Origin of the sequence: Ruegeria hyattellae, from assembly GCF_041537925.1 — a bacterium.
GTDB lineage: Bacteria > Pseudomonadota > Alphaproteobacteria > Rhodobacterales > Rhodobacteraceae > Ruegeria_C.
Genome location: NZ_JBGOSH010000002.1, coordinates 574,736 through 594,210, shown reverse-complemented (window position 1 = coordinate 594,210; position 19,475 = coordinate 574,736). Strand labels below are relative to the sequence as shown.

The following is a 19,475-nucleotide window of genomic DNA, read 5'->3' as shown; positions in this document are numbered from 1 at the left end:
CGGAATAGACAGGGTGCAAAGAAACGGCTTCAACAATCTTCTGGCGTAGGCTCGCTGAACAATAAGCCGCCGGACCTGAACACCGACGCTCCACCGCAATTTTTCTAATGCACAGAGTACACCAGAAACGGGAAATGCAAAACACCTGGTCAAGCCGCCGGTGGCTTTCTGCGCATCGTTGGCGCGACAGATCCGTGACACTTTGGTGACAGACGCGTGTTGATAGGGGCGCAGACTGGACCGAGTCGCTGTTCCCATGCCGGGGGCAGCCTCGGAATTCCGGGCGGCCCCCGCCCACGATGATGGAGCTCGACTCATGCCAGTCTCACCTACCTATCCGGGCGTCTACGTGCAGGAAGTGCCAAGCGGTGTCCGGTCAATTGCCGGGGTTGCGACCTCGATTGCGGCCTTTGTTGGCTGGACCGCCCGCGTCAACGGGCGCGACAATTACCCTTATACGGTGCGCAGTTTTGGCGAATACGAACGCCACTTCGGTGGTCTTCATCGCGACAGTCACGTCTCATACTCTGTGCAGCAGTTCTTTGCCAATGGCGGAACACAGGCCGTCATCGTGCGCGTGCCCCGCATGGGGGCCCTACCAGCGCAGATCACGGCGGAAGATGCCGTAGGTGCCGGTGCCAATGCGGCGCTGACCTTCACGGCTGCAGCCACGGGTCTCGATGCCAATAACCGCCTGATCGATGTGGACCACGACGATGCGGTGGATGCCAACGCCTTCAACCTGACAATCACCGATCCGGGCAGTGGCGAGAGCGAGCGCTTCCTGAACGTCTCGATGTCGCCCACGAGTACACGCAACGTGTCAGCGGTTGTGAACGACCCGGCCACTGGATCGAAACTCGTGACCGTCGACATCGCCGATCCTGCGGCCAGCCGCCCGGTCCAGACCGGGTCAGTGGGCGCTGATGTGACGCTTGCAAACCTGCTCAACGACCAGAATTATTCGATCCGCATCTCTTCCGATGTGCCTGCTGGAGCGATCACCAGTGTCGAGGTGCCGGTCTTTGCCGTGGGCGAGTCGCTGCCGCAATCCATTGCTGGGCTCTGCCGACATGTGGAGCGCCAGATAAACGCCGTCATTGGCCCGCTTCTGCCGGGTGCCGCCGTACGCTGCGTTCCTTCTGGCACTGGTGCAGGGCTTCGCATCTTCCCGGATTTCGATGCGACACTTTTGGGCGACGCGCTTGATGCCCGCCTGACCTTCGGTGCGGGCGTACCAAACTCGGCTCTTGCCATGCTGGGGCTATCGACCGGCACGCGCAATGTGGGCCACTACCGCATGGGCCTTGGCCGCGACGAACAGGCGTCAACGGGCGCCGTTGAGGCAACGGCCGGAACGGGCCTTCCCGACAGTGCCACGATCATCGGAAACCAAGGCAACTTCACAGGGCTTTATGCACTGCGCCGCGTGGATCTCTTTAACATTCTCTGCATCCCCGATGCCACGCGTTCGGCTCCCGGAGATCCGAACGCACTTGACAGCACTGTCGATCCGAACGAGATTTTTGCCCGCGCGATGGAGCTGTGTCAGGCCGAGCGAGCCTTCCTGCTGGTCGATCCACCTCCGGAGGTGCGCGATACGGCCAGCGCTATCGACTGGATCAGCGGTAGCCTGACGGTCACGGGCAATCACGGTGCAGCCTATTACCCGCATCTGCTCTTTGTCGATCCCCTGCAGAATTTCGAGATCCGCAAATTTCCGCCCTCCGGAGCCATTGCGGGTCTTTATGCACGCACCGATGCCAGCCGTGGCGTCTGGAAAAGCCCAGCTGGGACAGAAGCGACAATCAGCCGTGTGCGCGGACTCACGCAAAATCTCACGGATGCGGAGAACGGGGCGCTGAACCCTCTCGGGCTCAATTGCATCCGCAACTTCCCGGTCCACCGTACGATCTGCTGGGGGGCGCGGTCGCTTGAGGGGGCCGATGCGGCGGCCAGCGAGTGGAAGTACCTCTCGCCGCGTCGCTTTGCACTATTCATTGAGGAAAGCCTCTACCGCGGGACGCAATGGGCCGTCTTCGAGCCCAATGCCGAACAGCTCTGGTCGCAGCTCCGCCTGAACGTTGGCACTTTCATGCACCAGCTTTTCCGTCAGGGGGCTTTCAAGGGCACCACGCCGCAAGAAGCCTATTTCGTGCGCTGCGACGCTACGACCACAACCCAGGCCGATATCGACAGCGGCGTCGTAAACGTGCTGGTAGGTTTTGCGCCCCTCAAGCCTGCGGAATTCGTCATCATCTCCATCCAGCAGCTTGCTGGTCAGGACGAGGTCTGAAGGAGTCGTCATGCCACCTTTTGTTGTCAACACTCACCGCTATCACGAACTGCCCAACTACAAGTTCCTCGTCGTCATCGACGGGCGCGTTGTGGCGGGCGTCTCGAAGGTCAGCGCACTCAAACGCACGACCGAGGTCATCAAGCATAGAGCCGGGGGCGATCCCTCGTCCTCGCGCAAGTCGCCCGGACGGACGGAATATGAACCCCTCACGCTGGAACGCGGCAAGACCTACGATCCGACATTCGAGCAATGGGCCAACAAGGTCTGGAATTATGGCTCTGGTCTGGGCGCTGAAAGCTCGCTGCGGGACATGCGCAAGGACATCCTGATCCAGCATCTGAACGAGGCCGGGCAGGTCGCCATGGCCTACCGGATCTACAATGCTTGGGTCTCGGAATTCCAGACGCTGCCCGATCTCGATGCCAATGCCAATGCGGTCGCGATCGAAATGATGAAACTCGAGAACGAGGGGTGGGAGCGGGACTATGACCAACCAGAGCCGGACGAGCCGAGTTTCGTCGAACCCCAGTGATCCAGTCTTTCCGGACGCCGTGACGCTGATGGCGTTATGGGACGCACTACAGGGGCTGGAACCCCAGATGCGCCCGCTACGGGTGGCCCTGCCATGGATGGAAAAGGACGCGCGCAGTCTGGGCGCGGTGCAGGCAGCGGCCTTGCGGGGTTACGCCGAGCATTTCGGCGACCGGATTCGGTGTCAGGACCAATGTCCGGACTGTGCCGCGCAGCTGGGTCTTGACCTGTCTGCGATTGAGCTTTTGCAAGCACAAGGCACGGCACCGGCAACTACAGGTAAACTGTGCTGGGAGGGCTGGACCATTAGCTACCGATTGCTAGGGCCCGGCGACTTACTGGAGGTCAGCTCGGATGCGGATACGGGCCGGGCGCAGATTCTCGATGCCTGCATAGAGGACATCGAGGGACCGGGCGAGGAGCTGCCAGGGGATCTCGTAGACATGCTCGGGTTGCAGATGGAACGCGAAGATCCGTTGGCCGCCGCCGAGATGGCGCTGGAATGCCCTGATTGCGGGGCACGCTGGCTCAGCGGTTTTGACGCTTGTGCGACCTTCCTTGCGCGGATCGAAGCCTGGGCGCGGCGCACCCTTTGGGAAGTACATCAACTAGCCATGCGCTACGGCTGGAGCCAGCGAGAGCTTCTGCAGATGTCGCCGCTGCGGCGCGAGGCCTATCTGCTGATGGATGAGTTATGAGCGATTTCTTCACCCGCCTCGTGGCCCGGCATCAGGGTCGGGAAATTGGTTTGTCGCCGCGCCTGCCGGGGATTTTCGAGCCCGAAGGGCAGTGGGGCGAGGGCTTTGTTGAAAATAACAAGGAAAGCGTGACCCAGCAGCCAAAACACGTACCCCAACAGGTGCCAGAGGAGGCGCGATCGGTTCAGCCAAAGCCAACTAGCGGACAATGGGAAAAAAAGTCTTTGAATCCGAAAAACGAAACGAGGACGGAGTTGCGTGACACAAAAGAGATCGAGCGGGAAACCCGGATTGAGCGGGACGATGAAGTGCCGAACGTAACGACAGAACATCACACCCATGAGACACATGTCGTTCATACTGACCACCACCTTGAGACTCACCGCTTGACGGAGCGTGTCGAACGCCAAACCACTCGTCCGGAGCCACACCGCCCGGACACGAAAGCCGAGCCACCGGTCACGCCGGAAACCTCGAGGCTCCGGGTGGAGCCGACGCCCACACCCCCGCCACGCCCTTTGCCGACCCAGCAAATTGCGCGTCTGCACGAGATGTCCGCCCCGATGCCAGCACCTGCACCGAAACCGGTGCAATCGGAACGCCGGATCGAAGTGCAAATCGGGCATCTTGAAATTCGTCAATCGCCCGCGCCGAAGCCGAAGGCGCGAAAACAAGCCGCCAGTGCACACCCCGGCCCGGATCTGAAAACCTATTTGGGGGGGCGGCGTGAATGAGTGACGGATATGCCATGGCCGCCGTAACCGCCGTCTTACGTGCGCGGTTGAATGCGCGCCTCGTGGCAAGCGATGTGGGTGCTGTTGTAGGCCAATTTACCGTGACCTCGACGCCGCCGGACCTGATCCGCCCGGCCCAAGGCAATGATCCGACCCAGTTGAACCTCTTTCTCCACCAGGTGACGCCAAACGCTTCTTACCGCAATTCCGACCAACCCTCGCGCACTATGTCCGGTCGCTTGAATCGCAAGCCCGTCCTTGTGGTGGATCTGCATTACCTGATGTCAGCCTATGGCGCGCAGGCGCTGTTCGCCGAAGTCTTGATGGGCCATGCTGCTTTGCTGCTGCATGAAGAGCCTGTTTTGACCCGCGAACATATCCGCGCGTCGCTCGTGCCCCCCATCCCCGCGCCCGTCGCGGCATCGGGAATCGATGAGCAAGTTGAGTTGATCCGCATTTCGCCCGAGGCGATCAGTTCCGAAGAAATGTCGCGCATGTGGTCCGCGCTTGATGCGCAATACCGCCTTTCGATGGCCTACAAGGTCTCGGTCGCTTTCATCGAGAGCGATGTTAGTCCCGGCGCCGCCTTGCCCGTCACGCGTCGCACTATCACCGTCCTGCCGACACTTGGCGCCCAACTGACGGGAGTCAGCGTTGTGGGAAGCGATGCGAGCACACTGACCATGGCCGACACGGCTGAGATCACGGGGACGGGGCTAAACACGGACGGTCTTGCGCTACGATTTGGCGAGCTCAACCACTCGCCGACCCCCGCCCAGATCCGCCCCAGTGGCATTTCGCTGCCCTTGGCCGATCTGACCACGGCACCTCTGCCGGGGTTGGTGCCACTGCGCGCGGTGATTTCGCCTGCCCTGGGCATTCCGCCCGTGCCACATGCGGCGCTGGTCTCGAACACGATTGCGATGCCTCTGGCCGCAACCTTCACCCTTGTGCACACTCCGGATACGGAACGGGTCGTGGATGGCGTGACCTATCGCACCGGTGATCTGGCCCTGACGACGACACCCGCCATCGGGGCGCGGCAACTGGTGACGCTGGGCCTCAATCAGCTTGGCGCTCCAGCGGGATCAGCCGCCCGACAATACAATTTCAGTGCACCGGGCGACAATGGTGTGACCCCGCCGGCTGAAACGACGACACAAGTGATCTTTCGCTACACGGATGTGGCCGCAGGCGATTACCTGCTGCGCCTTCGCGTGGATGGCGTGGACTCACCCCTGAGTATCGATGGAAACGGTGTCTTTGACGGCCCGCAGGTGACCATATGAAGGCAAACCCCGATACGCTGGCCCCTGCGCTTGGCCGCATTCGCGCCCGGCTCTTGCGCTTGCTTGGCAACGAGGACCGCGTGGCCGAAGCTGATACCGCTTGGAATTCTGTAGACCATACCTCTTCGCCGCTCGCGCGCATCTGTATGCAGATGGGGCTTAGCGATTTCGAGAGTGATCTCTTGGTGCTTTGCGCTGGCGCAGAGCTTGATCCGGCCATCACCGAGGCGCTGGCGCAGATGCGCGGGGCGGGGGAACCAGCGGAGGCGAATTTCTCGATTGCACTCGCTTGCCTTGATGCGCCGCACTGGAACGCTCTCTCACCCGGGCGCCCCCTGCGCTATTGGCAGATGCTGGGCCTTCAGGGGCGCTCACCGACGCGGGCCTCGCTGACTGTGGACGAACGGACGCTCAGTGCTCTGCTGGGGCTCGATGACCTGGATCAGCGCCTGCTTGCTCGGGCTGATCTGCCGCATTGGGAAGGTGCGATTATTCCCACCTCGCATCTGAAGGTTATCCGTGGGATCGAACGTATTTGGAATTCGGGGACCTATGCAATTTGTCTGGAAGGTCCGCACAAGGAAGACCGCCAGCGCCTGGTTGCTTGCGCCGCTTTCGACGCCGGGCGCCGCCTGTGTCGGATGCAGGCAGAGGCTATCCCATCCGAGGCCACCGAAACGCATCTGCTGCAACGCCTGTGGGAACGTGAGGCCCTGTTGCAACCGATCCTGCTGTTGATCGAAGTTGAAACCGAAGAGGAAGCCGCACGCGCAATGCGCTTTGTCGAGGGCTGTGACGCGCCGCTCGTCCTGTCGTCCCGTGATCCACTGGGCAGGGACGGGCACCTTCCCGGCCTTCATGTGCCAACGCCCAGTACCGAAGAACAGGAGTTGCTCTGGCAGCAGGCACTGGGCGACAAGGCCAATGGCACGCTGCGCGAATTGCCCCGTGTGCTGGGTCAGTTCCAGCTTTCTGCCGCCGATATCCAGCGCCTTGGCGCAACCGAGCCGCAGGGCAATACGCTCTGGTCGCGCTGTCGGGCACTGGCACAACCGCGTCTTGCCCATCTGGCCGACCGGATTTTATCGCAGGCCAGTTGGGACGACCTCGTTGTGCCCGTGCGCGAAACCGAGATATTGCACCATCTGACCGCCCAGGTACGTAACTGCTTCACCGTTTATCACGGCTGGGGCATGGCGGGCGGATCGGCCCGCGGGCAGGGGGTTACCGCACTTTTCACGGGCCCAAGTGGCACGGGCAAGACGCTTGCCGCCGAGGTCATCGCAAACGACCTCGAGCTGGACCTTTACCGCGTCGATCTCTCCGCGGTGGTCAGCAAGTATATCGGCGAGACCGAAAAAAACCTCGCACGCATCTTCGATGCGGCAGAGGCCGGCGGGGTGGTATTGCTTTTTGATGAGGCCGACGCGCTTTTTGGGGAGCGCAGTCAGGTCAGAGACAGCCACGACCGCTACGCAAATATCGAGATCGCCTATCTTCTACAGCGGATGGAGTCTTTTGCGGGGCTTTCGATCCTTACGACGAATATCCGCGACGCCATCGACCAGGCTTTTCTGCGGCGGTTGCGGTTTCTCGTGGAATTCCCTTTCCCTGACAAGGGGTTGCGCCGTGCAATTTGGTCGCAGAGCTTCCCTGCTGAACTGCTTGGTGTAGGGCTTGACCTTGACCGGCTGTCCCGCCTCAACGTGGCTGGTGGAACGATCCGGACGATTGCACTCAATGCGGCGTTTCTGGCAGCGGATCAGGATACGCCACTCGACATGGGACATGTCCAGCGCGCCGCGCGTTTCGAGTACGACAAGATGGGGCGCTTGCTGTCTCCAGCAGAACTGGAGGGTTGGCCATGACCCGCTTTGCCCGACGTCGGCGTATGGCTCGCGGTGACGAGACCCAGTATCTCGCGTTGACCATCGAGCGCCTAACGCTTGAAGGTGTCTCGCGCGTGGAGGGGCAGCGCATTGCCGACAGCCTGACTAGCGCCCTATCCCGGGCGCTTGAAGGTCAAGACCTTCCGAATTCGTCACGCCAGATCGATCGTGAGACGGTAGAGGCCCCGGTGCAGGGCCGGCTTTTGCCCGAAGATGCAGGCGTCGCGTTGGCGGAGATCGTGGCACGACAGGTGCTGTCATGAGCTATCAGGACCGAAAGGCAAAACCTGTCGAAAGACCCGAGGAAAGCAATGATCTGACCGGGCAGTTAATCCGCGATTTCGCGCAGCAATTGGGTCTTGACCTGTCCGGCGTGTCCATCAAAACAGGCGAAAGTGCTGGGCGCATTGCGGGTGCTCACGGGGCGAAAGGGCTAGTGCTGGGCGGTGCAGTGCATCTCGATACACACTCCTTCGACCCGAGCGCCGGGTCCGGACGCGCCTTATTGGCCCATGAATTGACCCATCTGGCCCAGATGCAGGCCCGCGCCCTGTTCGATCCTAGCGCGGATGCAGAGGCCGAAGCTCGTAAAATGGGCGCGCGCGCCGCTGCCCTGATGCCACTGCAGGCGCCGCTGGCCCAGCTCGATCCACGGGGCAAAGCGGCTGATACGGGCGCGGGTGTAAAAGCGGCAACGGCCAAGGCGGCTCCGAAGGCGACGCGGCCTGAACCTGCCTCTGCCGCAAAGATGCGGCGTGAGATCAACATTCGTAAAAGCGAAATTTCCATCGAGGCCGCAGATGCGCGTTCCGAACTGAACCGCCAGTTGCGCGGAATCGTGACGAACGACAATGTATCGAGCGCCTTGCGTATCCTGCAGGCCTTTTCCTTTGTCGATGCCGCTGCCCTTGTGCGCTCGATGGAGATCCCGTCGCAGCGGCGTCTGCCCACCGAACTAAACTCGCCGCATTTCAGCGCTTATCCGGACCAGATCCTTGCCGCCTATGCCGGACTTGTAGCCAAGCAGATTGACGTGTTCGAAGTGGATCACTTCGAGGAATTGCAACTAGGCGGAGTGACCGACGAGGCGTTGATCGGTTTCGATCTCATTTTCGACACGCTTGTGTCCGAGCGCAACGATCTGGCGGTCGAAATCCTCGAATCGTCCGTCGGCGATGACTATGCCAAACGGCTCGTTGATCCGTTCGGTTCGCCCCAACCCGATCGACACGACGGTGAGAAGAGGGCGCTGGACGAAAAGGACAAGCCCGAGCTTACCACCGGGCAAAAAGAGGCTGCGGCAAGCCTTGCCTCACGTGCGAAACTCGATCTGTCGGAAAAGGCAAACGCGGCCACAGCGCGTGATGTGCTCAAGCGTATTCGGGCCGAGGCAGGGCGCCAGCCAAGCGCCGAGAAAGAAGAAAACGGCGGCGGCAGGGACGATCCGCTTGCGATGTTTGGCGGTGCCTTGCGCAATTCACCACCCGTCCTGCGCTACATCGCCGAGCGGATGGCGAAGAACGGCGCGCTGCAACTGCTTTTTGACCTCACGGATACCGATGATGCGCTCTCGGATGCATATGCGGGTGTCTTCTTCGGGCTGATGGCTGCCCGTCCGGTCTGGAAAAACCTTGAAGACGTCGTGCGGCTTCTGACGCGTGGTTTTTTCTCCGACTGGAAGGTTTTTGACTGGGAGGCTGAATATGCCTACCGCCTGCTGCGGGTCATGCCGCTTGAGGCGCAATACCGTTTCCGCCAGATCGAGGGGGGCAAATACCACCGGCGGTTGGAAGAAGAGGTTCCGCGCGCTCTGATCAAGTCGGGCGAATTCATCGGCATTGAGGTCAGTCGGGACAAGCGCGGCGAATTCAGTTCGACTGCGAAGGACTATGCGGCACTGCTGGAGAAGGAGGACAAGGCGACAGTCCGACGGCGCCTGGATCTGCAGAAGATCGTGGAATATGCCGAGGACAACAAAGGCAATGGAGATTTTCCGGAAGCGCTCTTCGGTAAGCTCGAGGCCTTTGCAAAGGGTGATGGCGAAACGGCTGGACCCTCGACGGAGTTCACATTTCTTGTCCGTCGGCTGGACCGGAGCGGCGCGATCGCGGCAATGATCGACGATCTCTCCGATGCGTTCCTATTTGACGTGGCAAACCGGCCCTTCACCAACCTGATCTTCATGGCGCGCGATCCGCTTTACCTGCGCGATCACGCGTTCCGGCTGATGTCGACGACCTTCCTGCTGGACATGGCCGTGACGGACCGGGATGCCTATGTGGCCTTCCTTCTGATCCGGGCGTTGCCGCTTGATGAACAAGAGAGGTTTCTCGCGGCGAGCGGCGGCCCAGGGATGGATGAGATCTGGTCAGAACTGCATGAGCGGATGCGCAAGAGCCGCGACATGCATCTCTTTGTCGAACGCGAGGGCGGGCTGGACCGTGCGGATGTGCTGGCACGTTTGCGGGCAACGAAGGAGGGCGAAACCCTCTGGTTGGCGAAGCGTGTGCACGAGCTCGATGCGCAGATCCGTATTGCGATTGCCTACGGCGATTACGCTGCGGTCTTTGATATCTCGAAGGTACGCAAAGCCTTCGAAATTGCGGAACTCGATCCGGTGGTGCAGCGCCACCGGCTTTATGATGAACGCCCGGGTTCAGTGCGGACGGAACCGGATCCGGATGCGCTGCCAACATCTGTCCTGTCCACACTGCCTGCTCTGCAATTCCTGCAACCACTGGGACGTGCGCTGATCCGGGCCTTGCCGACAATCACCTCTGCGCTCGATCTTTTTTTCTTCGGGGCAGATTTGCTCGTCGGGCCACGGGGCAGCGGCTACCGAGTAGACATCGAAAAGGGTCTGAACCTCGCGAAAATCGCAGCGGATTACACGGCGCTCAAGGCACCCGAGGGCGGCAGTGAGCGCGAAGGGCGCGGAGAGGACGAAAACCAGGCTGCAGTGACTTTCGATATCCCGGCGCGGCAGATGATCCTGCACCTGCCGAACCTGCAGTTGGGGGGCTTCAACGACTTAATGGGCGGCTGGCGCGTGAACACGGGCCCAATCTCGCTGACGGGGCTGAAGGTGACAACGACCTATGGCGACCGGTTCTTCTCGGAGGCCAAGCGGATCGACGGAGAGGCCGATGGGCTAAACGTTACAAGCGCGGGCTTCATCGGGCCGGAAACGGCACTTGCCTTTGGGGCGCTGGCGCTTTCGAAACTCGACCTGGGAGCGGAAATGTACGGGGCCCCGGACGAAAAGATGCCGGGCAAGACACGGGGTATCTGGTTGCCGTTGCCGCTGCTCTTCCCGGCCATATTGGGGCTTATTGAGGTCGCCTCGCATCTGGGCGACGCATTCAGCAGCAAAACACGGGATCGCCTGACTGGGCGGCGCTTTGAATTTGACAAGCTCGAGATCAAGGGCTTCGCGACGAATAAAGGGTTGGGCTTGAAGGCGCTGACCATCAAGGATTTCGCGCTGAACGTCGCAACGACACCCGTCCAGCATCTGGAAAACCGCGACGCGCAGATCACCAGGCAACTTGAGGCGATGTCGGCCACAGAACGTGCTGGTGAAGAGGGCAAGAAGCTTCGCGACGAACAGGCAGAGACCAAGCGGATCCTGCGCGACGCGCGGAGCCATGAGAAGGATCGGCAGCAGCTCAAGAAGAAGCATGCAGACGATCCCAAATCGTTGTCGCAAGAGGAATTGCGGCGGCTGATCAAACACGAACGGTCGCGTGTGCTAGGGGTGACCCTTGATGTGGGCGAAATCGTGCTCGACCGGCTCGATTCGAATGTGCAGCTCGATTCGCTGAGGCTTGGCGGGATCAGCGCACATGGCGCAGGCAAAACTGCCTTCCAGCTCCTCGCGAGCAAGGGTATCGACCGGCTGGCCGATCCGGCGACGCTTGATCTATTCGGGCGGCGCGTGGCGGCTGAATCGGCGGGGGGCGTGCCATCGAAATTTGACGGCGCTTATGCGCTGTCGGTCAAAACACTTTCGGCAAAGGGGCTGGGCTTCGTCTATGTCCCGAGCGAAAGCATGGTCAAGTCGATGACCAAGCTCGCCGGTGATCTGGCTGCGGCCCATCCGACGGAACAGCGCTACACGCAAATGCGATCGCGGCTTGACACGCTGATGCCTGATGTTCGGGCCTATCACGAACTTTCTGAACGCGACGCGGCCGGGCAACTGACGGCGACCGATCGGGACAGGTTGGCCCGGCTACGACACAAGTTGCGCGCAGATTTCCGCATAAAAGTGGGCACGATCGAGGCCAGCGAAGTCGGATTAGGCCTGAACATCGGCACCACTGCGGATGTGACGGCAAGCTTCGGCAAGATTGCCCTGCGTGACATCAAGGGACTCGGCATCGAGATCAAAGCGATCGAGGGAACCGAGGTGCATCTGACGGTCGGGCTTTTTGTCAACATGCTGCAGAAAGTCTTTCACGGGCGTGAGACACCGGGTGCCGAGTTAGTGGCGTCGGGTGGCATCAGGGCCAAGTCGCTTAGTATCAAGGGGGCCTTTGCCGAAGCCTTTGGCGTGCATGTGCAAAACATCGAGGTCACTGACCTGAATGCCCGGGTGGAACGCGATGGAGATGACGCTTTCCTGATCAATATCAGCGAGTTGGGCAGCCTCAGTGTCACGGACTTGTGGCTGCAAAGTGCTGACAGCACGATCCAAGCGCCGGGCATTGCCAAAGTGGAGAATGCGCATTTGCGCGTGCACGTGACTACTCGGGCCGAGGAGAAAAATGGCGAGAAAGCGCGCAGTCTCGCGGCAATACGGGTTGATGGCGAGATTGGGCGGATCTCCTATGACGGAGGCGAGGGACCGCTGACCTATGAGGCGCCCGCGCCTGCAATGCTGCAGCCAAAGAAGAAAAAAGGCGCAGAAGCGAAGCCGCCTGCGCGCATGAGAGTATCCATAAATGGCGGTGCGTTGGGTGGGATCAAAATCGTCAACTTCACGCGGAGCTTCAACAAAGGTGAGGCAGAAGAAGGCAAGACCGGTACGGCAGAGGGCAAGACCGGCGCGGAGGAAGGCGCGGTGGGTAAGCAGGATGCTCAGGCAAAGAAAAGGGCGAATCCGTCCTTTGTTGAGGTCAAGACCATCGATGCCCTGAGCGTAGCGGGGATCGTCCACAAGAGTCTCAGTGACGAGGGCAAGCCGAAAGGGATTACGCATGAGCTGAAAGGCACGCTGTCGGGCAATAACGACAAGGAAAAACCCGAAGGTGTGGCGAAAGAGGGGGCTGTTGCCCTCAGGGCTGACTTCGTCGAAGAGGCACTGAGTCGAATCCGCTTTGCGGGCATGGACCTGTCCGACGGCCTAATTGTGCTGGGCAATAACCGGGTCACGATCCGGGCCTTGCGCAACCTTGCCGGTGACGTTGAATTCGAGGGCGACGACATCATCGTGCACGGACTCAGTTTCGACCTGCTGCGACTGGGTAAATTCCGCTGGCGCACGGAAAGCGGAACACTCTTCGAGGCCAAGCGCAACACAACGCTGAAGGGCTTCAGCCTCTCCGGTCGCATCAATCGCGATGAGAACGGGGATCTGAAAGAGGTCAAGGTTACTGCGATGAAGGTTGGCACGCTTAGTGCGGGCTATTTCCGCTACCACGACCCCAAAAAACAGATCACCGCTGTTTTCGGGGCGATGTCGGGCCCTTCCAAGGGTATTGTCGTCAAGAACCTCGTGGTGACGGGGCTCGAATGGTCGGGCGGCTTCCCGAGCAAGGGCAGCGTCAAGATGGAACAGCTCGACACGGTTTTCGACGTTGCCTTCGCCAAGAAACTTGAGGCGCGCGGAGAGCTTGGGGCCAAGGCGCTTCAGCTTGATTTCTTCGAGAAAGATCGCGTCGTCGCCCGCTTCAAGGACGGGCATGTGGATGCCCTTGTGAAGGCGGGCGGTAAGGAAGCGCATGTGGATGTCGACGGCATCCAGACCGGCGATGAAGTCACGGGCAAAGACGGCAAGCCGGCGCTCGACGGCTTCATCGAGTATCGCCACGGCGAGGGCATGACCCTGAAGAAGCTGCGCGTGGAGCGGGTCGCGCTTGACAAGTTGATCGTCGACAGCCCCACGATGGGCCTTGCCTTGCCGATCCCGCCTGCGAAAGGCACGCCGGCGGGCAAGGGCGAGATTGCGCTGGAAGACATCAAGGTCAGCGCCGAAGTGGCATTTCATCCATCAACGCATGAAGATGCACCGCCGGTTCAGAAGATCAGCATCACTGAACTTGAGATCCCGAAAATCACGGCAAAGGGGATGGAGGTCACGCTGAAATCTCTGGGCGCCGTGCTGACCCTGCCCGAGACGCATCAAGCATCAATTCTGGATGTGAAACTGGGCGAAACCGATGGCAAGTCGCTTTTCACGGTCGAGGCCGAATTCGACGAAACCACGGGAGATACGGCCTGGGGACTGACGGGACTTCTGACGACCGGCAAGATTGATGTGCCCAAGTTCAACGCGGCGTTGAAGGGCTCACTCGATGCCCAAGGTGCATTATCGATTGCAAAGATCGATGCACGGTTTTTAGGCGGGTCGGACTACAAGATAGATCTGCACACGCCGTCACTCAGCGCGCTCGAGATCGACCTGGCGAAGAGCGGGATGCCTCTTATCTTTAAGCTCCTGCGCAATCCGGGCGGGAAGGGCCCCTATGCGGGTGCCGAGAAAATCACGCTGACGCCCGAAGGGATAAAGGTGCTCAAGGGCAAGACAGGAACCTTCGAATTGAAGCTCACCGATCCAGAATTGACGGTTCAGGGGCTCAGTATCGATGGCACGCCCGAGATGCAGATGACCTATGAAAAGCCCTCGGCCAGCGGAGCGCCCGGTGCGACGGACAAGGAATTGTTCATCAAACATTTGAAGATCACGAACGCAAATGTTCACACGCCGGACCTGTCGGCATTCATGACCTCGTCCGGATCGGCATCTGGCGGGGCCAGTGATCCACTCAAAACTCTAGAAAAGACCGGCACGACCTACGAACCGCTGCTGAACAGTGCCTCAGGGCATGTCAATTTCCACATCTTCATTTCACGAACCGAGGCGATTACATTCCACCGCAAGGAACCAATCGATATCCCGATCCGGATGCCGATCACCAACGGGCGTGCAAACCTCTCGAACGTTGTCCGTGAGATGGGATTGCAGGTGCAGCGACTGGTCCGGGAGGCGAAAGGCAATACCGCGGCGAGCCTGCTCGATACGGTGCGCACGGATTTGGATGCGGACAGCATCGATCTGCAACTGAACGAGCTGATCTACAACACGCTCTTCACGCCGGAGGTCGACACGGACTGGGCGACACTTGCGGAAATCGACCTGCGCGATCCGCCCTCGAACACGGTCCCGTCCGGCGTTTCCGAGGCGAGCGTACCTTTGCGGGCACTCTTCCGGATCAACCCGTCCGTGGGCACGCCCAAACCGCCCGAAGGCGTGCCGGTCAATACTGGTCCGGTGAATTTCTCGCGGATCGATGTGGACCTGACCCTGTCTAACTCAAAAGCTTTCCCCTTTAAGTTCGGCAAACCCGGCGAGACCCATGGGGAACTGCAGCTGGCGCCGGACGGGATCAAGGGCTTGAAGATCGGCGGACAGATCCAGATCAGCGATACACCCGGTGGCAAGGTCACAAATGGCAAGATTTCGTTCGGGGCTGAACGTGCGCGTCTGCAGAATATCGATGTCACGACGAAAGGCGGATCGCAGATCAAGACGGGTTCAATCACGATCAACTCGCCCAAGGACGGGCTGGCGGCGGGCGGCTTTGTGGTCATTTCTGGCAATGAGCCCAAGGAACTCAAGGCCGGGGCTGTGGCGATCGATATTCATGAGTTGAGACTGCTTTCGCCCAACACCAAGAAGGTCACCCCATGACCGAGCGCGCGCGGCATAACACGCGTGGCCGCGCTGAGGCGCGCCCGGCAGCACGCGCCGAACGCCAGGCGCGGGCTGCGGCGCAGGGCCAACGCCTTTGGCACAGCGGGATTGATGCGGGCACGCGGGCGGCGGCGCGCGTATCTGGCAGCGGGCGGCCTCTTACTGGAACCCTGCGGCAAGAGATCGGGCGGCGTTTCGGGGCGGATCTGTCGGGAGTGCGGTTGCATGACGACGCGATGGCGCAGGAGATCGTGCGCGAGCGTGGGGCGCATGCGCTGACCGAAGGGCACCACATCTATATGGGTGCAGGTGCCTTGCAGCCCGAGACTGCAGAGGGGCGCGCACGGTTGGAACATGAGCTGTTGCACGTCGTCCAGCAAAAGCAGGCGGGGGGACCTGCAGCGAGCCTTGCTGATGAAAAGACCACGCAAGGCGGATACGGGGCCGAGCCGCCTAAGGTCGTCTACGATGTGGGTGTGAGCAAGGCGGTGGAGACAGCGCATATCCTGTTCGAACATGACGACATTCATATCGGCGACAAGGCGCTCGGTAATGCAGTCAACGCCCTCTCGAACCTCAAGAAACCGGTCATTGTCGAATTGCATGGCTATACGAGCATGGAAGGCAAACGGGACTACAATCTCAACCTCTCTGCGCACCGTGCTGCGCGGGCGAAGCGCGAATTGCTGCCCTATCTGCCCGATGGTTCCGAAGTGCGGCTGGTGGCCCATGGCGAAACCGAGGCATTTGGCAACAAGCGTCACTTGAACCGGCGTGTCGGAGTGAAAGTCGTAGCAAAAGGGGCCAAGGGCCAGGATGGCAAGACCCTGCCGCTGAACCCGCGCGCCGCCGCGACCGACCCGCAGCCCAATCGGGAAGGAGCCGAGGTCGCGCCCGAGGTCGGGGCGACCGTGCCCCCGCCGGTGCTATTCCCGCGGCCCGGCACGCCAGGCTTCTTACCCGGTTTCTACCGGCCGCACACGGATCCGAGCATTGGCGGCCCGCTGCGGCTCAATCTGCCCACGGTTTTCCCGCGTTGTCCCTTTGCACCCGGCACGGATGAGATGGATTGGGTTGAGATCATGCGTCCGCTGAACGGGCGCGGCGGGCAATTGTCGGTCGATCAGACCCTTGCCCTCTCGCACAGTTGGGCGGCGACCTCTTGCACTTATTTTGGCCTGCTCTCGCCACTCTTGGGCAATGATCTGGCCCGGACGCTTACTGTCAAGGGTACGAACATGGGCCTCGCCACGGCAATGGACCAAAGCGCCTATTGGGAACACCCGACCGCTGCCGACCGCTTCGATCTCGAACTGCGCCGACAGGGTATCGAGACCACATTTATCCCCGTCAGCGACATCCTGGTCGGGGCCTATCAGTTCATCTGGGGAGAATAGCAGCACATGGTTCGCACATATCGCACTTCCCCGCGTGCTCCGCGCGTCCGCCAAGGTGGTTTTGTCCTGATCGACACCGAAACCGATGCGGTCGAGCGCGTGATCGCCTTTCAGTACAACCCTGACAGTCTCTCGCGGTCGCTGCAGGCGCGCGGCTCAGGTGAGGGGGGCGACCGGGCCGAAGCCCTGCGCCTGACAGGCCCGCCGACCGAGACGATCAGCATCGAGGCTGAATTGGACGCGACCGATCAGCTCGAATTCCCCGATGACAACCCGACGGCGGTTGAGGTCGCTCTGCATGCCCAGATCGCGGCGCTCGAGGCGGTGCTTTACCCATCTTCCGAAAGCGTTAAGGACACCCATGAGCGGGCCCAACAGGGCGAATTGGAGATTATCCCGAACAAAGCACCCCTCGTCCTATTTGTCTGGGGACAATCGCGCGTCGTGCCGGTGCTGATCTCGGATATGAGCCTGGTCGAAGAAGGCTTCGATCCGGAACTCAACCCTCTGCGTGTGCGCCTCAGCCTCAATATGACAGTGATGACGACAAACGACCTTGCCTATGACAGCCGGGCAGCAGGGATATTTCGGGCCTATCACAAGACGCGCGAGAATTTGGCGCGGCGCCAGCCGGAAGGGTCGATCAACGAGCTTGGTCTGGAGGATTTGCCATGAGCACCGACCCGCTAACGCTTCTGGGTATCGTGCGGCCCGAAGGGCCGGGGACAGCAACGCTGCTTTCACCCACCAGCCGATATCACAACATGCCCGTCAAAACGCGTGAGATGCCGGACGGGCGCACCGTGGCCTATTTACCGCGGCGCTTCCCGAAGGACCCCGAGACGATGCGCGTGATCACTGAACATGTGGTGCGTGACAGCGATCGACTGGACCGGGTTGCGGCAACGCATCTGGGTGACCCCTTGCTCTTCTGGATGATTTGCGACGCGAACCTCGTGCTTGATCCTGGCGAGGTTCTGGCAGAGCCGGGTGCGCGGGTCATCATTGCAATCGAGGATCCGGGCGCGTGACAGGCGGGGCGCATATCACCCTGCGGATGGGGCCAGTCGTGGCCACTCGAGTGCCCGGCTTCGTCATTGACAGCCTTATCGAGGTGCAGACAACCGAGGCCAGCACCGGGCGCAGCGGGTTTCAGATGCGCTTCACCTATTCCGAGGACAGCGAGATGGGCCGCGAGGTCACGCGTGGCGTTCTCTTCGAGCCCCCGGGGCGCGTCATTGTTTCAGTCACAATAAGCGGGCGCGAGCAAGTGCTGGCCGACGGGGTTATTACGCGGCAGGATTTCGCGCCATCGAACAATGCCGGTCAGGCCTCCCTGTCGCTCACTGGGACGGATGTGAGCCAGATGATGGATCTTGTGGACCTTTCGGCTATCCCGATGCCGCCTGCCCCGGCCTTTGCCCGCGTGGCCTTGATCCTTGCGAAATACGCAATGTACGGGGTTGTTCCCGCGCCAGTGCCCTCTGTCTTTCTCGACGTGCCAAACCCGCTCGAAGAGCTGAAGATGCAGAACGAGACCGACTACGCCTACATGACCCGGCTGGCGCGAGAGGTGGGCTATGTCTTCTACGTCCAGGCCGGGCCGTTCCCGGGTCAGAACATCGCCTACTGGGGGCCTGAGATAAAAGTGGGTGCGACGCAGTCACCGATGCGGATCAACCATGACGGTGAAAGCAATATCGATAGCTTTTCCGTGAGTTACGACGGGATGAAAAAGGATCTCTACATCCTGCTTTACCGCAATGAGGCAACCCATGTGACGATTCCGATCCCGATCCCTGGGATTGACCCGATCAATCCGCCGCTGGGGCGGCGCCCGGCCATTCCGCTTGGCTACAGGCTGCTTAACCGCAAAGAGCCCGATCCGATCGTGGGCGAGGAAGAGGAAGACGCTGACACGGCGCGCTTCAATTTCGCGCGCACGGCTTCGGCGGGCCTCGCGGCGGCGGCGCGCAACAACGAGATCATTTCAGCCTCCGGCGCGCTCGACGTGACGCGTTATGGCGAGGTTTTGCGGGCGCGCAGGCTCGTGCGGGTGACGGGGGCAGGGCATCACCATTCGGGCGATTACTACGTTTCGAGCGTCTCAAGCACGCTGAAGCCCGGTTCGTTCAAACAGAGTTTTCAACTGACGCGAAATGCGCGCGTCGCCTGGTGAAAAGGGAGCGAGATGGAGAAGAAGCGATATTACGGCAAATACAGGGGTACCGTATTCCAGAATCTGGATCCGCTTCTGAAGGGCCGGATCATGGTCGAGGTGCCCAGCGTCCTCGGGCCGACACCCTCGGGCTGGGCCGAGCCATGTCTGCCCTTTGCCGGCCCGCAGGCGGGCTTTGTCGTCGTGCCGCCCTTGCGCTCAGCCGTGTGGGTGGAGTTCGAGGCGGGCGATCCGGAAAAGCCAATCTGGACCGGGGGCTTTTATGGCACCCCGGCAGAGGTGCCGGTGCTTTTCAATTCGGCGGTGCCACCCGTCAACAACGTGGTCATCCAGACGCAATTGCAAAACACGCTGATGATGAGCGACGTGCCGGGACCGACTGGCGGCATTCTGCTCAAAAGTCCGACAGGTGCGCTCATTTCGATCAACGACGTGGGGATCACGCTTTCCAACGGGAAGGGGGCCATAATGGTCATGGCCGGGCCTTCCGTAACGATCAACAACGGCGCGCTTGTCGTGACCTGATGCGAAAAAGGAGACC

At 60.8% G+C, this 19,475-nt stretch carries 13 protein-coding genes; all 13 read left to right on the top strand.

The window, feature by feature from the left end; genetic code table 11:
* Window positions 1–316 precede the first annotated feature (316 nt).
* The 13 genes from AB1E33_RS06700 to AB1E33_RS06640 are packed head-to-tail and all read left to right on the top strand — an operon-like array spanning window position 317 to window position 19,459.
* On the top strand, window positions 317–2,296 hold the full coding sequence (locus AB1E33_RS06700; RefSeq protein ID WP_372576478.1) for a phage tail sheath family protein: 1,980 nt from the start codon (window positions 317–319) through the stop codon (window positions 2,294–2,296).
* A 10-nt stretch (window positions 2,297–2,306) separates the two neighbouring features.
* Window positions 2,307–2,831: a phage tail protein gene (locus AB1E33_RS06695; protein WP_372576477.1), complete on the top strand. Its 525-nt coding sequence runs from the start codon at window positions 2,307–2,309 to the stop codon at window positions 2,829–2,831.
* A complete protein-coding gene (locus AB1E33_RS06690; protein ID WP_372576476.1) occupies window positions 2,785–3,528 on the top strand; it encodes a hypothetical protein in 744 nt (247 codons plus the stop codon). The genes AB1E33_RS06695 and AB1E33_RS06690 overlap by 47 nt, the downstream gene beginning before the upstream one ends.
* Complete coding sequence (locus AB1E33_RS06685) at window positions 3,525–4,262, top strand: hypothetical protein (RefSeq protein ID WP_372576475.1); 738 nt, start codon at window positions 3,525–3,527, stop codon at window positions 4,260–4,262. The genes AB1E33_RS06690 and AB1E33_RS06685 overlap by 4 nt, the downstream gene beginning before the upstream one ends.
* Window positions 4,259–5,551: a Pvc16 family protein gene (locus AB1E33_RS06680; RefSeq protein WP_372576474.1), complete on the top strand. Its 1,293-nt coding sequence runs from the start codon at window positions 4,259–4,261 to the stop codon at window positions 5,549–5,551. The genes AB1E33_RS06685 and AB1E33_RS06680 overlap by 4 nt, the downstream gene beginning before the upstream one ends.
* Window positions 5,548–7,419: an ATP-binding protein gene (locus AB1E33_RS06675; protein ID WP_372576473.1), complete on the top strand. Its 1,872-nt coding sequence runs from the start codon at window positions 5,548–5,550 to the stop codon at window positions 7,417–7,419. Before AB1E33_RS06680 ends, AB1E33_RS06675 begins: the two co-directional genes overlap by 4 nt.
* Entirely contained in the window at window positions 7,416–7,703 is a 288-nt protein-coding gene (locus tag AB1E33_RS06670) for a hypothetical protein (protein ID WP_372576472.1), read from the top strand. The genes AB1E33_RS06675 and AB1E33_RS06670 overlap by 4 nt, the downstream gene beginning before the upstream one ends.
* Window positions 7,700–15,355 carry an eCIS core domain-containing protein gene (locus AB1E33_RS06665; RefSeq protein ID WP_372576471.1) on the top strand — a complete coding sequence of 2,552 codons (7,656 nt, stop codon included), beginning with the start codon at window positions 7,700–7,702 and terminating at the stop codon, window positions 15,353–15,355. Before AB1E33_RS06670 ends, AB1E33_RS06665 begins: the two co-directional genes overlap by 4 nt.
* Window positions 15,352–16,755 (top strand): eCIS core domain-containing protein, encoded by a 1,404-nt coding sequence (locus tag AB1E33_RS06660; RefSeq protein WP_372576470.1) that lies wholly within the window; start codon window positions 15,352–15,354, stop codon window positions 16,753–16,755. Before AB1E33_RS06665 ends, AB1E33_RS06660 begins: the two co-directional genes overlap by 4 nt.
* A 6-nt stretch (window positions 16,756–16,761) precedes the next feature.
* Window positions 16,762–17,430: a hypothetical protein gene (locus AB1E33_RS06655; protein ID WP_372576469.1), complete on the top strand. Its 669-nt coding sequence runs from the start codon at window positions 16,762–16,764 to the stop codon at window positions 17,428–17,430.
* On the top strand, window positions 17,427–17,786 hold the full coding sequence (locus AB1E33_RS06650; protein WP_372576468.1) for a LysM domain-containing protein: 360 nt from the start codon (window positions 17,427–17,429) through the stop codon (window positions 17,784–17,786). Before AB1E33_RS06655 ends, AB1E33_RS06650 begins: the two co-directional genes overlap by 4 nt.
* Entirely contained in the window at window positions 17,783–18,934 is a 1,152-nt protein-coding gene (locus AB1E33_RS06645; protein ID WP_372576467.1) for a hypothetical protein, read from the top strand. Before AB1E33_RS06650 ends, AB1E33_RS06645 begins: the two co-directional genes overlap by 4 nt.
* 12 nt (window positions 18,935–18,946) lie before the next feature.
* Window positions 18,947–19,459 carry a phage baseplate assembly protein V gene (locus tag AB1E33_RS06640; RefSeq protein ID WP_372576466.1) on the top strand — a complete coding sequence of 171 codons (513 nt, stop codon included), beginning with the start codon at window positions 18,947–18,949 and terminating at the stop codon, window positions 19,457–19,459.
* Window positions 19,460–19,475 lie beyond the last annotated feature (16 nt).

Coding starts and splice junctions, on each gene's coding strand:
- AB1E33_RS06650 (WP_372576468.1), top strand. CDS start 17,427: ATGAGCACCGACCCGCTAACGCTTCTGGGTATCGTGCGGCCCGAAGGG.
- AB1E33_RS06680 (WP_372576474.1), top strand. CDS start 4,259: ATGAGTGACGGATATGCCATGGCCGCCGTAACCGCCGTCTTACGTGCG.
- AB1E33_RS06690 (WP_372576476.1), top strand. CDS start 2,785: ATGACCAACCAGAGCCGGACGAGCCGAGTTTCGTCGAACCCCAGTGAT.
- AB1E33_RS06700 (WP_372576478.1), top strand. CDS start 317: ATGCCAGTCTCACCTACCTATCCGGGCGTCTACGTGCAGGAAGTGCCA.
- AB1E33_RS06675 (WP_372576473.1), top strand. CDS start 5,548: ATGAAGGCAAACCCCGATACGCTGGCCCCTGCGCTTGGCCGCATTCGC.
- AB1E33_RS06655 (WP_372576469.1), top strand. CDS start 16,762: ATGGTTCGCACATATCGCACTTCCCCGCGTGCTCCGCGCGTCCGCCAA.
- AB1E33_RS06685 (WP_372576475.1), top strand. CDS start 3,525: ATGAGCGATTTCTTCACCCGCCTCGTGGCCCGGCATCAGGGTCGGGAA.
- AB1E33_RS06670 (WP_372576472.1), top strand. CDS start 7,416: ATGACCCGCTTTGCCCGACGTCGGCGTATGGCTCGCGGTGACGAGACC.
- AB1E33_RS06665 (WP_372576471.1), top strand. CDS start 7,700: ATGAGCTATCAGGACCGAAAGGCAAAACCTGTCGAAAGACCCGAGGAA.
- AB1E33_RS06640 (WP_372576466.1), top strand. CDS start 18,947: ATGGAGAAGAAGCGATATTACGGCAAATACAGGGGTACCGTATTCCAG.
- AB1E33_RS06695 (WP_372576477.1), top strand. CDS start 2,307: ATGCCACCTTTTGTTGTCAACACTCACCGCTATCACGAACTGCCCAAC.
- AB1E33_RS06660 (WP_372576470.1), top strand. CDS start 15,352: ATGACCGAGCGCGCGCGGCATAACACGCGTGGCCGCGCTGAGGCGCGC.